Genomic DNA, 14885 nt, shown 5'->3' with positions numbered 1-14885 from the left:
GGTCGTGCCCGAGGGGGACGCGGTGCTCCGGACCGCCCGCAGGCTCGACAAGGGGCTGGCGGGGCAGGTGCTCACGCGTACGGACTTCCGGGTGCCGCAGCTGGCCACGGCGGACCTCTCCGGGGGCACCGTGCGTGGCACGGTGGCACGCGGCAAGCACCTGCTGACCCGGATCGACCACCGCACCGGCGAGTGGACGCTGCACACTCACCTGAAGATGGAGGGCTCCTGGCGAGTCCTCGAGGCCGGCCGGCGCTGGCCGAAGCCGGCGTTCCAGGCACGGGTCGTGCTGCGCACCGAGCAGAAGGAGGCGGTCGGCTTCCTCCTCGGCATCGTCGAGCTCGTCCCGCGCGACCAGGAGGAACGGCCGGTCGCCCATCTCGGCCCGGACATCCTCGCCGACGACTGGGACCCCGACACCGCCCTCGAGCGCCTCCTGCGGCAGCCGAACCGGCCGCTCTTCGAAGCGCTGCGCGATCAGACCAACCTCGCCGGGATCGGCACGATCTACGCCGCCGAGACCTGCTTCATCGCGGGGATCAACCCGCTGCGTACGGTCGCGGAGGCCGGCGACAAGCTCCCCCGGATCCTCCAGCGCGCCCGGGACCTGATGCAGGCCGAGTGGTCCCGCTCCCGCCAGATGTGGGTCTACGGCCGCCGGGCCTGTCGCCGCTGCGGGGGCACCGTGACCCTGGCCAGGGTCGGCCCGCCGGGCGAGGAGCGCCCGGCCTACTACTGCGCCAGCTGCCAGGCCTAGCGGCCGTGCAGCAGCCGCATCCGGATCTGGGCGATCCGGACGCGGGTCTCACGCATGTGGCGGGCGACGTGCGCACGCTCGCCGGGAGCGACCGAGGTGAACTCGTCGCGAAGGATGTTCAGGGTCTCCTCCAGCCCGTAGAGCTCGGCCTCGAGCAGATCGGGAGAATCCGAGTCGCCCCGCGGCCCGGGAACCGTCAGATCTGGAAGCTCGTTCTCGACAGCCATGCGCATCGCACCATCTCCCCTTGATTCAGCAGGCCCATGGTGGGCCCACGTCGGCAAGGAGGACGGATGCGCTCGTTTTGAGACACCCGGAACGGAAAAATTCCGCCCGGGGACGATCAGGCAGCGGCAGCGTCGGCCGCGGCGCGAACAGGCATCCGCAAGATGGTGGCCTCTTCGAGGGCGACCGCGTCGGAGACGTCGCGGAGCACGTCGGAGAGAGCCACGTCCAAGGCGCTGCAGAGCGAGGCGAGGAGCTCGGAGGAGGCTTCCTTCTGGCCGCGCTCGACCTCGGAGATGTAACCGAGGCTGACTCGCGCCTCCGCGGAGACCTCGCGCAGGGTCATCCCACGCTCGAGCCGCTGGGCACGAAGCACCTCGCCGAGAAGTCGACGGAAGAGCACCATTGCGGTCAGCCTCCTACAGTTCACAAGTCACCGACATCTGGGTGACGTCCTGCTCCAACGCTACCTGACCCTTCGATGTTCCCGCCGAAGTAGTCCGAGTAGTTCATCAACAGCGAACAAACACGTATCACGCTGGATCTCCTCGCGCGAGCCTGACAGTCCGAGTTGCGTCGTTGTTTCGCCGTGCGGACCGGAAACCCCCACAAAGACCGTCCCGACAGGCTTCCCCTCCTGTTCCTCGGGCCCGGCCACACCCGTGGTCGCGAGGCCGTACGTCGACCCCGAGCGCTCCCGCGCCCCGGCGGCCATCGCCGCCGCGCACTCCGCGGAGACCACCCCGACGGTCTCGATCACCGAGACGGGGACCCCCAGCAGGGTGTGCTTCAGCTCGGTCGCGTACGTCACGAAGCCCCCGCGAAACGTCTTCGACGCACCCGGAGGCTCGGTGAGCAGCGCGGCCAGGCGACCGGCGGTCAGCGACTCGGCGGTCGCCACGGTGGCACCGGCCTCCAGCAGAGCGGCATTGAGCTCATCGACAGCGATCATGGGGAAAACCTAGCGGCCCCATGCCGAGTCGGCCCGTCATGACGAGCCGACTCGGCATGCCGTGTCGGGGGCCGGCGTCAGCCCGCGTTGCGCTTGAGCCCGACGACGACCGGGTCGTGGTCGGAGGAGCGGTACGGCGAGTCGGTGTGCAGGTCGGCACCGGTGTAGTTGTAGCGGCTGTACTCCAGCAGCAGCGACTCACCCGAGTTGATCCCCCAGATGTCGGAGCCGGTGAAGCGGCGCTGGGCGTGCCGGTTGAGCAGCACGTGGTCGAGGGATCCGGCCAGGCCCGAGAAGGAGTAGCTGTACTCCTCGTTGCCGCTGAGCGTCTCGGAGTCGGCGTAGCCGGCCTCGTAGAGGACCTGCATCGGGTCCTCCTGGGTGTAGGAGTTGAAGTCTCCGGCGAGCGCGACGTCGGCGACCCCGGTCTGGGAGCGGATCGAGGAGACCCAGGAGACCAGCGCGGTCGCCTGCCGGACCCGCGACTCGTTGGAGGCACCCTGGCCGTCGCCGGTGTCGCCGTCGCCCGGCCACGGGCCGGGCGAGCCCTTCGACTTGAAGTGGTTGACCACGAAGAAGAACGGCGCACCGCCGTCGGCCGGCTTGAAGATCTGGCCGATGGGCTCGCGAGCGTTGCCGAAGGCCTGGTCGTCGCCGCTCTGGTCGCCCAGCGCTCGGGCCTCACCGAGGCGGCGTACGGCCGAGCGCTTGTAGATGATCGCGTTGGTGATCACGTCGGCGCCGGAGGCGTCGGGCAGCTCGGAGGAGGACGGGTTGGCGGTCCAGACCGGCCGGCCGGCGGCGGCGTTGAGCGCGGCGACCAGCGAGGTGGTCGCCTCGTCGGGGGTCTCGCCCAGACGGGCGGAGTTCTCGATCTCCATCAGCCCCACGACGTCGGCGTCGAGCGCGTTGATCGCGGAGACGATCTTCGCCTGCTGACGGGCGAAGTCGGCCGGGTCCCAGGCGCCGCGCTGGTCGCAGCCGCCGCTGACGTTGTTGCCGTCGCCGGCACGGTCCTTGTAGGCGGTGCAGCCACCGTCACCGACGTTGTCGTCGTCGGCGTCGCCCAGCGTGGTGAAGTAGTTGAGCACGTTGAAGGAGGCGATCTTCACGTCGGCGCGGCGGCCGATCTTGCGCTCGTCGGGAGCGTCGGTGCGTACGTTCTCGAAGTCGGCCGGCCACGAGGCCGGGTCGGCGGTGGCGACCTGGGTGGGCTGGAGACGGTAGGTCGGCGCCGAGGGCGAGCCGCCCTCGGAGAGGATCACCGGGCCACGGAAGTCGACGGAGGCGCCGACCACGACGGGCGAGGTGTTGGAGACGTAGGGGATCGTCCGGCTCGTCGGCGGGCGAAGCGTGGTCGAGGAGCCGTCGTCGAGCACGATCCCGCGGGCGGCGTTGTCGGCCTCGACCGCCGCGGCCTCGGCCGACCCGGGACGGGCCACCTCGGTCGGCTGGAGCAGCGGGTGGTCGCCGTGGGCGAGACCGAGCTCGCCGAAGTTCTCGACACCGTAGGTGTTGCTCACCGTGACCTCGCCCTGGGGCGCGAAGAGCATGCCCTCCAGCGACTCCTTCTGTACGGCGGTCGCCGGCCACTGCGACACGACCGGGTCGATCGACCCGGTGCCGTCGACGACGATGTCGGCGGCCGTGGGCACGGACACCTCGGTCAGTCCGGCGTACTCGGTCACCGCTCCGGTCACCGTCACCGCGTCGCCCGGCTCGACGGTGACGGCACCCGCCGAGCGAGGCTGGTAGACGAAGACCGCGTCGGAGGCGTCATGGGAGCCCAGGTCGAGCGCCCCGCCCGTGCCGGGGGTCTGGAGATAGAAGCCGAAGAAGCCGCCCGAGGGGTAGGCGGCCGTGACGATGCCGCTGGTCGTGACGGTCTGACCGACCAGCGGACTGGCGGTCCCGGTGCCCTGGATGTCGGCGATGGTGACGGCCTCGGCCGTGGTGGTGGCGCGTGCGGTCGGGATGGCGACCGCGCCGATGCCCGCGACGGCGGCCGTCAGGCCGACCATCGAACCGAGCACCTGACGTGCTGAGAACATGGATGACTCCCCGCGTGTGGAAGGTAGTGGGCGATCGGCGGTCTGCCCGATTCAGCACCGACCGAAACGCGACAATAACGCCGCGTACGCCTTCTTCGCGGGGATCTTCGATGAACGTCGGGTAACGGAGTTACAACTACCCGAAATAGGAGATCTACGAGGAGCGGAGCGAGGCGCGCTGCTTCCACACGCCGTGGAAGAACTGCGCGCCCGACCACATCGTCAGGGCGACCGCGACCGCGAGGCAGATCTGGAAGGCGTAGAAGAGCAGCTCCCCGACCAGGGCGTCGCCGAACGCGCCACCGTGGGCCGAACCGTGCGGGAGCGGCAGCAGCAGGCCGCCGAGGGCGACCGCCTGCACCGTGGTCTTGATCTTGCCGAGCTGGTCGGCCGCGATCACGATCTTCTTGAGCACCGAGAGGCGCAGCAGCGTGACGCTCCACTCGCGCAGCAGCACGATGATGGTCACCCACCACCAGATGTCGCCGACGATCGAGAGGCCGATGAAGGCCATCCCGGTGACCGCCTTGTCGGCGATCGGGTCGGCGATCTTGCCGAAGTCGGTGATCAGGTTGTGCTTGCGGGCCAGGTCGCCGTCGATCTTGTCGGTGATCATCGCCAGCGCGAAGATCACGAACGAGACCCAGCGCAGGGTCGGGTTGTCACCGCCGTCGGCGAGCAGCGCCCACGCGAAGAACGGGACCGCGATGATCCGCAGCGTGGTCAGCGCGTTGGGTACGTTCCAGTTGCTGGTCTTCTGAACCGTGGTCTCGTTCACGGGCTGCACCCTAACCGTTCACCGACGCGACCAGGTCAACGCCTTCGGAGGCGATGACGGTCGCGGTGACCAGATCACCCGGACGTACGCCCTCGACGTCGCCCTCGAGGGAGGTCATCCCGTCCACCTCGGGGCCCTGGTGGGCGGCCCGGCCCAGGATCTCCCCGTCCGCGACCTCCTCGACGAGCACGACGACCTGCTCGCCGATCCGCTCCTCGGCCCGCTGGGCGGTGAGCTCCTCGACGAGCTCGTTGACGTGCTCGACGCGGGCGCGGATCTCGTCCTCGTCCAGCTTGAGCGCCGGGTCGAACCCGGCGGCCTCGGTGCCCTCCTCGTCGGAGTAGCCGAAGACGCCGGTGACGTCCATGCGTGCGGCGACGAGGAAGTCGGTGAGGATCTCGAGATCCTCCTCCGTCTCACCGGGGAAGCCGACGATGACGTTGGAGCGGACCCCCGCCTCCGGGGCGTACGCACGGATCTGCTCGAGCAGGCCCAGGAAGCTCTCCGGGTCGCCGAACCGCTTCATCCGCCGCAGCACGGCGTTGGAGGCGTGCTGGAAGCTGAGGTCGAAGTAGGGGGTCACACCGGGCGTGGTGCCGATGACCTTCAGCAGGTCGGGCCGGGTCTCGGCGGGCTGCAGGTAGGAGACGCGGACGCGCTCGATCCCGTCGATGCCGGCCAGCTCCGGGAGGAGCGTCTCCAGGAGCCGGATGTCGCCGAGGTCCTTGCCGTAGGAGGTGGAGTTCTCCGAGACCAGGAACAGCTCCTTGACGCCCTGCTGGGCCAGCCACTGGGCCTCGTGGAGCACGTCGGAGGGGCGCCGCGACACGAAGGAGCCACGGAACTGCGGGATCGCGCAGAAGGTGCAGCGACGGTCACAGCCCGAGGCGAGCTTCAGCGGCGCCCAGGGCGCGTCGTCGAGCCGCGTACGTCCTGCGAAACCCGGCACCTGGTCGACGGCGGCCATGCCGGGGACCGAGATGGCGGAGGCGTCGCGCTCGACCGGGGAGATCGGGAGCAGCAGGCGCCGGTCCTGGGGCGTGTGCGGGTGGTGGGCCTCCCCGCTGAGGATGGAGCGGAGCTTGGCGGCGATGTCGGGGTAGTCGTCGAAACCGAGCACGGCGTCGGCCTCGGGGAGCTCGGCGGCCAGGTCCTTGCCGTAGCGCTCGGCCATGCAGCCGACCGCCACGACCGCCTGCGCGCGGCCGGTCTCCTTGAGATCGGCGGCCTCGAGCAGCGTGTCGACCGAGTCCTTCTTCGCCTGCTCGACGAAACCGCAGGTGTTGACGACCACCGTGTCGGCCTCGTCCGGGTCGGCGACCAGCCGGAATCCCCCGGCCGTCAGCCGGCCGGCGAGCTCCTCGGAGTCCACCTCGTTGCGGGTGCACCCGAGGGTCACCATCGCGACGGACACGAGTGGCTGGTCAGCCTGCTGGTCGGTCGGCGCGGTCTCGGCGGAGGGTTCGGTGGCAGTGCTCATCACCGTGAAGTATGACGGGCACACACCCCGGACACCGAACCCTCGCGCCGTGGAGCCACGATCAGTCGGGCCGCACCGAGCCCGGCTTCACCGCGAGGACCGGGCAGGAGGCGCCGAGCAGGATCCGCTGCGCGACGCTGCCCATGAGCAGCTTGCCGACCGGCGTACGCCGCCGCAGGCCGACCACGACCAGCTTGGCGTCGAGCTGCTCGGCCGCATCGAGGACCGCGCCGGCGACGTCGGGGTCGATGGACTGCCGGATCTCGTGGGTCCGGCCCGAGTCGGCCAGCCGGCGCTCGAGCTCGGCCACCTGCTCCTCGACGGCGAAGCGGTCGTCGACCGGGGCGTCGCCCCGGGAGGCGTTGACGACCACGACCCCACGGTCGCGGCGCTCGGCGTCGGCGAGCGCCCAGTCGAGCGCGGCCGCGCCGTAGACGTCGGGCGCCCACGCCACGACCACCCAGCCACCTGCGGGAGTCTCACTCATCAGTTCACCAGCTCCTTCTCGTCCTCGACCTCGGCCGACTGCTCGGCCCGTGCCCGGACCCGGGCGATGAACGGCCGGCCCAGGATGAACAGCGCGATCAGGACGTAGATGGCCACCGCGAGCGGCTCGCTCAGCAGCCCAGCGTAGTCACCGCCCGAGATCGTCAGCGCCTCACGCAGCTTGCTCTCCATCAGCGGCCCCAGGATGACGCCCAGGATCAGCGGCAGCACGGGCAGGCCGAAGCGGCGCATCATCAGCCCGAGCAGACCGAAGGCGACCAGCAGCCCGATGTCGAACGGGTCCAGGTTCGTCGCGTACGCACCCAGGCAGGCGAAGAACAGGATTCCTGCGTAGAGCTGCGGGCGCGGGATCCGCAGCAGCCGGGCCCACAGCGGCGCCAGCGGCAGGTTGAGCACCAGCAGCAGGGTGTTGCCGATCAGGAGGCTGGCCAGCAGCGTCCACACCAGGTCGGCGTGGTCGGTCATCAGCTGCGGACCCGGGGTGATGCCGTAGCCCTGGAGCGCCGAGAGCATCACCGCGGCGGTGGCCGTCACCGGCAGGCCGAGGGCCAGCATCGGCACGAACATCCCGGCGGCCGAGGCGTTGTTGGCCGCCTCGGGCCCGGCGACGCCCTCGATCGCACCGCGCCCGAAGTCACCGCGCTTGGAGAGCTTCCGCTCGGTCAGGTAGGAGAGGAACGTCGGGATCTCGGCGCCGCCGGCGGGAAGGGCGCCGAACGGGAACCCGAAGGCGGTGCCGCGCAGCCACGGCTTCCACGAGCGGGACCAGTCGTCGCGTCCCATCCAGGGCCGGCCGACCGGGACCACGTGCGCCGGACGCCGGCGCAGGTGAGCGGCGACCCACAGGGCCTCGCCGAGGGCGAAGATGCCGACCGCGACGACCACGATGTCGAGCCGGTCGACGAGCTGGGTCACCCCGAAGGTGAGCCGCGGCTGGCCGGTGTTGAGGTCCAGACCGACCAGGCCGATCGTCAGGCCGAGGAACAGCGCCGCGAAGCCGCGCAGGGCCGAGGTGCCGAGCACCGTCGTGGTCATGACCAGGGCCAGGACCATCAGCGCGAAGTACGAGGGCGCACCCAGCTCGACGGCCACGTCGGCCAGCGCCGGCGAGAAGAAGGCCACCAGGATGGTGCCGATGGTGCCGGCGACGAACGAGCCGACCGCGGCGGTGGCCAGCGCCTGCGCGCCACGCCCCGCCCGGGCCATCCGGTTGCCCTCCAGCGCCGTCATCACCGACGCGGACTCCCCCGGTGTGTTCAGCAGGATCGAGGTGGTCGAGCCGCCGTACATGCCGCCGTAGTAGAGGCCGGCGAACATGATGAACGCGCTGGTCGGCTCGAGCCGGTACGTCACGGGCAGCAGCAGCGCGATGGCCATCGCCGGCCCGATGCCGGGCAGCACGCCGACGAAGGTGCCCAGCAGCACGCCGATGGCGGCATAGAGCAGGTTCATCGGGGTCAGGGCGGACTCGAGTCCGCCCATGAGCAGTTGGAAGTTCTCCATCAGTCAGTCCTCACAGGATCCCGTCGAGTACGCCAGGGGTGAGCGGGATGCCCAGACCGACGTAGAAGGCGTACCAGCTGGCGACCGCCAGGACGATCCCGACGATCACGTCCCGCACGAGCGTGCGGCTGCCGAGGGCCCAGGCGGCGCCGGCGAAGAGTGCCGCGCCGGAGATCGCCCAGCCGAGCAGGTTCACGGTCGCGACCGTGAACAGCAGGACCGCTACCAGCTTGAGGACCGTCAGCCAGTCGGCCGACGAGCTCAGGTCGACGTCCTCGCCCTCCTCGGGCTCCGGCTGGGAGCCGCGGGCGGTGGCGACCGCCAGCAGCACTCCGACCAGGACGAGGCCGGCGCCGATGACGTACGGGAAGAGGCGGGGGCCGACCGGGTCGGCGAAGCCGACCTCCAGTCCGCTGGCATCGATGACGGTGTAGATCCCGACGACGACCAGGAACAGGGCCAGGCCGTACTGGCCGACGTCGACCCGCCGCGCGGGGCTTGCGGGCTCGGGGGGTTGGGTTTCGGTGACGTGGACGCTCACAGCAGATCCAGCTCCTTCAGGGTCGAGGCGACGCGCTGGTCCTGCTCGACCAGCAGGTCGTGGAAGTCGTCGCCGGTGACGAAGGCATCGGTCCAGCCGTTGTCCTTCAGCGCCTGCTGCCACTGCTTCGAGTCGTGCATCTGGGTGAGCAGGTCGATCAGCTCCTGCCGTCGCGCGTCGCTGATGCCCGGCGGGGCGAGCACGCCGCGCCAGTTGAGGAAGACGAGGTCGATGCCGCTCTCGGTCAGCGTGGGTGCGTCGGCGAACACGCCGTCGCCGCGCTCGTCGCCCGAGACGGCCAGGACGCGCAGCTCACCGGCCTCCACCTGGCCCTCGAACTCGGCGAGACCGGAGAAGCCCACCTCGATCTTGTGACCCAGCAGCGCGCTGGTGAGCGGGCCGCCGCCGTCGTACGGGACGTAGGTGACGTCCTTCGGGTCGATGCCGGCGGCCTCGGCCAGCTGCATCGGGAAGAGGTGGTCGGGGCCACCGGGCGAGGAGCCGCCGCCGACCACGATGGACTCGGGGTCCTCGGCCCAGGCCTTCACCAGGTCGTCGATGGTCTTGAACGGCGAGTCGGCCGGAACCAGCACGCCCTCCTGCTCCTCGATGAGCTGGGCGATCGGGGTGGCGTCCTGGGGACGGGCGTCCACGCCGAAGGAGTACGTGGAGCCGACCACGCCCAGACCGATGGTCATGAGCAGGTTGCCGTTGCCCTCCTCGCTCATCAGGCGGGACATCGCGACGGAACCGCCGGCGCCCAGGATGTTGGTGACCTGGATGTCGCCGCCGCTCATGTTGTCGCGGTCGAGGACCCCCACGGCCGCGCGGCCGGTCTGGTCATAGCCGCCACCGGGGCTGTTGGGAATCCACATGTCGAGGTCACGGGACTCGGCGCCACCGGTCACGCCGCAGGCCGAGGCCGCGGCGAGCAGGCAGGTCACGAGCACGACGGCGAGGGCGCGGGTACGGCGTATGCTCGCTGCCCGGCCCCGCTGCACCGGCAGCGGCGGACGGGGCGGGGACTGCGATGTCGGCGTCGACAACGGCTGGCCTCCAGACTCAAGGGTTGAAACGGTCAGTGGCGATGGTCACAGCCTGAGGTGACCGCCGTCACCATTCGGCAACCAAAGGAGGTTGTGTAACTTGTGGTCACCGCGACCGCGCCGTCATCTGTCGCTGGCCGGGCAGGTGCTGGTGCTGCAGCTCTCGGTGCTGCTGCTCGTCGTCGTGGCGACCAGCATCGTCTCCCTGCGGCAGTCCGACGCCGACTTCCGTGACTCCCGCGAGGACCGGCTGCGAGCCGCCGCGGAGAGCCTGGCCGGGATCGCGGCGGTCCAGGACGGGCTGAGCAGCACCAGCGCCCCCGACCGGCAGGCCCTGGCCTTCTACCTGCAGACCCGGGCGGCCGACGCGGGCGCCGACACCGCCTACCTGACCGGGCTCGACGGCACGGTCCTGGTCGCCACCGACCCCACCCGGGTCGGCGAGACGCTCGACCTCGGTCGGCGCGAGACGAGCCGGGCCTGGTCCGGGGACATCGACGACGCCGGCCGCCGCGCGATCGCCGCCCAGGTCCCGGTCTACGGCGGTGGGTCGACCGGTGCCGACGCCGAGGCGCCGCGGCCGGTCGGCGTCGTCGTGGTGACCGAGGACTACCCGCCGATGACCGAGCGCCTCGCCCGCACCTGGGCCGACGCCCTCACCGTCCTGCTGGCCGGCCTCGCGCTCGGAGTGCTGGGGTCGTGGCTGCTGGCGCGGCTGATCAAGCGGCGTACGCGTGGGCTGGAGCCCCGCGACATCGCCGCCCTCGCCGACCACCGCGAGGGCCTCCTGCGCTCGATCCGCGAGGGGGTGCTGGCCGTGGGCGCCGACGGGCGGGTCAGCCTGATGAGCGACAGCGCCCGCGAGCTGCTCGGGCTGACCTCGGACCCGACCGGGCGCCGGCTCGACGAGCTCGACCTCCCTGCCGAGACGCTCGCCCTGCTCAGCGGGGCCGAGGAGGTGCACGACGCGCCGCTGGTCACGGGCGAGCGCGTCCTGGTGCTCAACCGCAACCGGGTCCGCCACGACGGCCGTCCCGCCGGCACCGTCACCACGCTGCGTGACCGCACCGAGCTGGTGGCGCTGCAGAGCGAGCTCAACGCCCGCGAGAGCGTCACCGAGACCCTGCGCGCCCAGACCCACGAGTTCAGCAACCAGCTGCACACCATCACCGGGCTCCTCGAACTGGAGGAGTACGCCGAGGTGGGCCGCTTCGTCACCGGGCTGACCGCTCGCCGGGCGGCGCTGAGCGACCACATCACCTCCCGGATCGACGACCCCGCGGTGGCCGCCCTGCTCATCGCCAAGGCCAGCCTGGCCGCCGAGCGGCGGGTGAGCATCGACCTGGAGACGTCGAGCGCGCTGCCGCGGCTCACCCCCGACGGGTCCGCCGACGTGGTCACCGTGCTCGGCAACCTGGTCGACAACGCCGTCGACGCGGCCGCGCTGGTCGGCCCGCTCGACGGCCGGGTCGGCGTACGCCTGTGGGCCGAGGGTCAGACCGTGACCGTCCGCGTCTGCGACACCGGCGGCGGAGTGCCTGCCGAGCGGCTGCCCGAGATCTTCCGGCGCGGCTTCAGCACCAAGCCGCGCGACGCCAGCGGCCGCGGTGTCGGGCTCGCGCTGGTGCAGCTGGTGTGCCGCGCACGCGGCGGGGAGGTCGAGGTGGAGAATAGCGGGTCGACGGCACGCCCCGGAGCGGTCTTCGTCGCGACCCTGCCGGGTGCCGCACCGCTCGCCCCGCCCACCACCGCTGCCCCCGAGGAGACCCGATGACGTCCGCACCGGAGCTCACCGTGCTCGTGGTCGAGGACGACTTCATGGTGGCCTCGATCCACACCCGCTTCGTGGAGCGCGTCGAGGGGTTCCGGGTCGTCGGCGTGGCTGCGACCGGTGCGCAGGCGCTCGAGGAGACCGCCCGCCTCTCCCCCGACGTGCTGCTCCTCGACGTGCACCTTCCCGACTTCAGCGGCATCGAGCTGCTGCGCCGGCTGCGCGGACGCGGCGACGACGCCGACGTCATCGTCATCACCGCCGCCCGCGAGGCCGACACGGTGCGGGCGGCGGCGGCCGGCGGCGCCGCCCACTACGTGGTCAAGCCGTTCCCGTTCGAGGACCTGGCCGCCCGGCTCGACGACGTACGCCGCTCCCGCGAGGCGCTGGCCCGGATCGGGCAGCGGGCCGAGGGTGCGGAGCACCGCGACGAGGTCCAGGCCGGCATCGACGAGGTCTTCAGCCACCAGGGCGCGCGGGAGGCCCGCGAGCGGCTGCCGAAGGGGCTCAGCGCCGAGACCGCCCGGGCCGTGCTGGCCGCGCTGCAGACCGCCGGCGAGCTCAGCGCCACCGAGTGCGCCGACGCGATCGGAGTCTCCCGGGTGAGCGCCCGCCGCTATCTGGAGCACTTCGCGAGCACGGGCCGGATCGGCGTACGCCTCAACTACGGCACCGCCGGGCGGCCCGAGCGGCGCTACCGCGCGGGAGATGCCTGAGGCTCCTGCCTCAAGCGGACTCGCGGATCACCAGCCTCGTCGGGAGCACGACCGAGGCCTCGACCTCCTCCCCCGCGACCAGGCGGAGGATCTGCTCGGCCAGGCGGGTGCCGATCTCGTGGATCGGCTGGTGCACGGTCGTCAGCGGCGGGTCGGTGAAGCGGGCCGCGTCGACGTCGTCGAACCCGATCACCGCCACGTCGTCGGGCACCCGGCGACCGAGTCGTCGCAGCGTACGCAGGGCGCCGTCGGCCATCAGGTCGGAGGCCGCGAAGACGGCGTCGATGCCGGGATCGCGCTGCAGCAGACGCTCCATCGCGTCGATGCCGGACTGGCGCATGAAGTCGCCCTCCTCGACCAGCGGTTCCGCCCCGGGCAGCGCCTGGAGACCGGCGAGGTAGCCGGCCAGGCGCTCACGCCCGGCGACCATGTCCTGCGGCCCGGCGATGGTCGCGATCCGGCGCCGGCCGAGACCGACGAGGTGGTTCATCGCCGCCGCCACGCCGCTGGCGTGCTCGACGTCGATGAACGGCACGGTGGCCTCGCCCAGCGGCCGCCCGCTGGTGACGACCGGGACCCCGGCCGCCCGCAGCTCCTCGGGCAGGGTGTCTGCGCCGTGCATCGAGGCGAGCACGACGCCGTCGACGGTGCGGCTGTGCACGTAGCGCAGGATGCGGTCGTGGCTCGACTGCGTCGAGGCGAGCAGCAGCACCAGCTGCTTGTCCGCCTTCTCCAGCACCTCCCCGACGCCCCGGATCACGCCCGGGAAGAAGGCGTCGTCGGAGAAGACCCGGGTGGCGGACTCCGGCAGGATCAGCGCGATGGAGTCCGTACGCTGCATCACCAGGCTCCGCGCCGCCGGGTTCGGCACGTAGCCGAGGTCGGCGATGGCCTGGCGGATGCTCTCGGCGATGTCGGCGCGCACCGTCGTGGAACCGTTGACCACGCGCGAGACCGTCGCTCGCGAGGCCCCGGCCGCCCGCGCCACCGTCTCCAGCGTCGGCCGGCCGGCCGGGGTCTCGTTCATGAGTGGAACCTACCCCCTCGCGCTCACCGGGAGAACGTGAACCAGTTGAGGTTGACGAAGTCGGCCGGCTGGCCGCTGGTGAACCGCAGGAACACGGTGTGCGTCCCGGTCACCCCGCTGATGCTGCCCGGGACCGTACGCCAGCTCTGCCAGCCTCCGGTGTTGGCCACCGAGAAGCTGCCGATCGGGGCGTTGTTCACGTTGTCGAGGCGTACCTCCACCAGGCCACTGACCCCCGCGGGGGCTCCGGAGGCGACCCGTGCGGAGAAGGTGCGCGCCGCGCTCGAGCCGAAGTTCACACCGTCGTAGCGGAGCCAGTCGCCGTTGCTGAGGTAGCCGACGTTCTGGCCGCCGCCGGTGTCGGTGGTCGCCTCGGTCTGGGTGCCGCTCTGGGCGTTGTAGGACTCGGCCTGGATGGTCGAGTAGGCGTCCCTGCTGCCCGGGGCGGGCGGGTCGGTCGGCTCGGTGGTGCCGCCACCCTTGGCGTAGACCGCGACGTAGTCGACCAGCATCGGCACGCCGGAGGCGGTCGCCGCGGTCGGGTTGCCGGGCCAGCCGCCCCCGATCGCGACGTTGAGGATGATGAAGAAGCCGTGGTTGGTCGCGTTGTTCCAGGTCGTCGCGTCGACCTGGCTCGAGCGCACCGTGTGGTAGAGCGTGTTGTCGACGTAGAACCGGATCTGCTGGGGGCTGGTGCTGCGGTCCCACTCCATCGCGTAGGTGTGGAACGACGACTGGCAGGTCGAGCCCGGGCAGCCCTGGAGGGTGCCACCGAGGCCGGTGGTCTCGTTGCACGGGCCGCCGGGCGAGGTGCCGCAGTGCAGGGTGCCCCAGACCTGGTTGGCGCCGTTGACGTTCTCCATGATGTCGATCTCGCCGATGCCCGGCCAGTTCCAGTAGTTGCCGCGGAAGGGCTCCCCCAGCATCCAGAACGCCGGCCAGATGCCCTGGGCCGCCGCGCCGGTGACGTTCGGCATCTGGATGCGGCTCTCGACGCGGAGCACGCCTCCTGACGGCGGCTGGAAGTCGGTGCGGGTGGTCTCGATCCGGCCCGAGGTCCAGTTGCCGGCGCTGTCGCGGATCGGCTTGATGACGAGGTTGCCGTTGCCGTCCTGATAGACGTTCTGGGTGCTGTCGGTGTGGTAGGCGATCTCCCCGGTGCCCCAGTTGGCGGCGCCGCCGGGGTAGGAGTGGCCGATGTCGTAGATCCAGTTGCTCGTGTTGATCCGCGACCCGGCCGTTCCGGTGAAGTCGTCGCTCCACACCTTCGTCCAGCCGGCCGGGGTTCCCGGCTCGGACGCCTCCGACGCCTGCCCGAGCGATGTGAGCGGCACCGCCACCGCGACCACGCCGGCCGCGATGACGGCGGCTCCTAATGCCTTGAGACTTCTCATGATGACTCGCTTTCCGATGAACGAGCGTCGAGTCCTGGCGACTCGTGAGAGCGCTCTCTCAGATGTCATGGTCGCAGGGTCCATGTGACCCGCGTCACCAAATCCAGATCTCTTTAACAACCCGCCGAGTCGGCTCG

The 14885-nt window shown here is 71.2% G+C and carries 15 protein-coding genes; 3 read left to right on the top strand and 12 right to left on the bottom strand.

Features of this window, described 5'->3' with window-relative positions:
• Positions 1-4 precede the first annotated feature (4 nt).
• Positions 5-757: a DNA-formamidopyrimidine glycosylase family protein gene (locus tag ACZ6WN_RS26965; protein ID WP_465869155.1), complete on the top strand. Its 753-nt coding sequence runs from the start codon at positions 5-7 to the stop codon at positions 755-757.
• Here ACZ6WN_RS26965 and ACZ6WN_RS26960 read toward each other — a convergent pair.
• The 10 genes from ACZ6WN_RS26960 to ACZ6WN_RS26915 form a co-directional block, all read right to left on the bottom strand.
• Positions 754-984 carry a hypothetical protein gene (locus ACZ6WN_RS26960; protein ID WP_465869153.1) on the bottom strand — a complete coding sequence of 77 codons (231 nt, stop codon included), beginning with the start codon at positions 982-984 and terminating at the stop codon, positions 754-756. The two genes, ACZ6WN_RS26965 and ACZ6WN_RS26960, sit on opposite strands and share 4 nt — an antisense overlap.
• Positions 985-1100: 116 nt before the next feature.
• Complete coding sequence (locus ACZ6WN_RS26955) at positions 1101-1388, bottom strand: helix-turn-helix domain-containing protein (RefSeq protein WP_040754988.1); 288 nt, start codon at positions 1386-1388, stop codon at positions 1101-1103.
• A gap of 60 nt (positions 1389-1448) precedes the next feature.
• Complete coding sequence (locus ACZ6WN_RS26950; RefSeq protein WP_465869151.1) at positions 1449-1934, bottom strand: CinA family protein; 486 nt, start codon at positions 1932-1934, stop codon at positions 1449-1451.
• A gap of 77 nt (positions 1935-2011) precedes the next feature.
• Positions 2012-3985 (bottom strand): ExeM/NucH family extracellular endonuclease, encoded by a 1974-nt coding sequence (locus tag ACZ6WN_RS26945; protein WP_465869150.1) that lies wholly within the window; start codon positions 3983-3985, stop codon positions 2012-2014.
• Between the two features lie 154 nt (positions 3986-4139).
• Entirely contained in the window at positions 4140-4763 is a 624-nt protein-coding gene (gene pgsA / locus ACZ6WN_RS26940; protein ID WP_465869148.1) for a CDP-diacylglycerol--glycerol-3-phosphate 3-phosphatidyltransferase, read from the bottom strand.
• A 10-nt stretch (positions 4764-4773) separates the two neighbouring features.
• Positions 4774-6177 (bottom strand): 30S ribosomal protein S12 methylthiotransferase RimO, encoded by a 1404-nt coding sequence (rimO, locus tag ACZ6WN_RS26935; RefSeq protein ID WP_465869275.1) that lies wholly within the window; start codon positions 6175-6177, stop codon positions 4774-4776.
• 127 nt (positions 6178-6304) lie between these two features.
• The gene (locus ACZ6WN_RS26930) at positions 6305-6730 is read right to left on the bottom strand and encodes a universal stress protein (protein WP_465869147.1); all 426 of its coding nucleotides are present in this window, start codon (positions 6728-6730) and stop codon (positions 6305-6307) included.
• Positions 6730-8253, bottom strand: a complete 1524-nt coding sequence (locus tag ACZ6WN_RS26925; RefSeq protein WP_465869145.1) for a tripartite tricarboxylate transporter permease — start codon at positions 8251-8253, stop codon at positions 6730-6732. Before ACZ6WN_RS26925 ends, ACZ6WN_RS26930 begins: the two co-directional genes overlap by 1 nt.
• Before the next feature lie 10 nt (positions 8254-8263).
• Positions 8264-8794: a tripartite tricarboxylate transporter TctB family protein gene (locus ACZ6WN_RS26920; protein ID WP_465869144.1), complete on the bottom strand. Its 531-nt coding sequence runs from the start codon at positions 8792-8794 to the stop codon at positions 8264-8266.
• A complete protein-coding gene (locus ACZ6WN_RS26915) occupies positions 8791-9840 on the bottom strand; it encodes a Bug family tripartite tricarboxylate transporter substrate binding protein (RefSeq protein WP_465869143.1) in 1050 nt (349 codons plus the stop codon). Before ACZ6WN_RS26915 ends, ACZ6WN_RS26920 begins: the two co-directional genes overlap by 4 nt.
• A gap of 100 nt (positions 9841-9940) precedes the next feature.
• Between ACZ6WN_RS26915 and ACZ6WN_RS26910 the strand changes: the two genes are divergently transcribed.
• Together ACZ6WN_RS26910 and ACZ6WN_RS26905 are read left to right on the top strand one after the other, a co-directional pair.
• On the top strand, positions 9941-11614 hold the full coding sequence (locus ACZ6WN_RS26910) for a sensor histidine kinase (RefSeq protein ID WP_465869141.1): 1674 nt from the start codon (positions 9941-9943) through the stop codon (positions 11612-11614).
• Positions 11611-12327, top strand: a complete 717-nt coding sequence (locus ACZ6WN_RS26905; RefSeq protein ID WP_465869140.1) for a response regulator — start codon at positions 11611-11613, stop codon at positions 12325-12327. Before ACZ6WN_RS26910 ends, ACZ6WN_RS26905 begins: the two co-directional genes overlap by 4 nt.
• A 10-nt stretch (positions 12328-12337) precedes the next feature.
• On the opposite strand, the gene ACZ6WN_RS26900 is transcribed toward ACZ6WN_RS26905, so the two are convergent.
• Together ACZ6WN_RS26900 and ACZ6WN_RS26895 are read right to left on the bottom strand one after the other, a co-directional pair.
• Positions 12338-13354 (bottom strand): LacI family DNA-binding transcriptional regulator, encoded by a 1017-nt coding sequence (locus ACZ6WN_RS26900; protein WP_465869139.1) that lies wholly within the window; start codon positions 13352-13354, stop codon positions 12338-12340.
• Positions 13355-13377: 23 nt separating this feature from the next.
• Positions 13378-14748: a glycoside hydrolase family 16 protein gene (locus ACZ6WN_RS26895; RefSeq protein WP_465869138.1), complete on the bottom strand. Its 1371-nt coding sequence runs from the start codon at positions 14746-14748 to the stop codon at positions 13378-13380.
• Positions 14749-14885 lie beyond the last annotated feature (137 nt).

This window comes from Nocardioides sp. NPDC054178 (assembly GCF_055585005.1).
The sequence above is the reverse complement of the archived record's forward strand: the minus strand, read 5'-3'. Positions and strand labels throughout refer to the sequence as shown.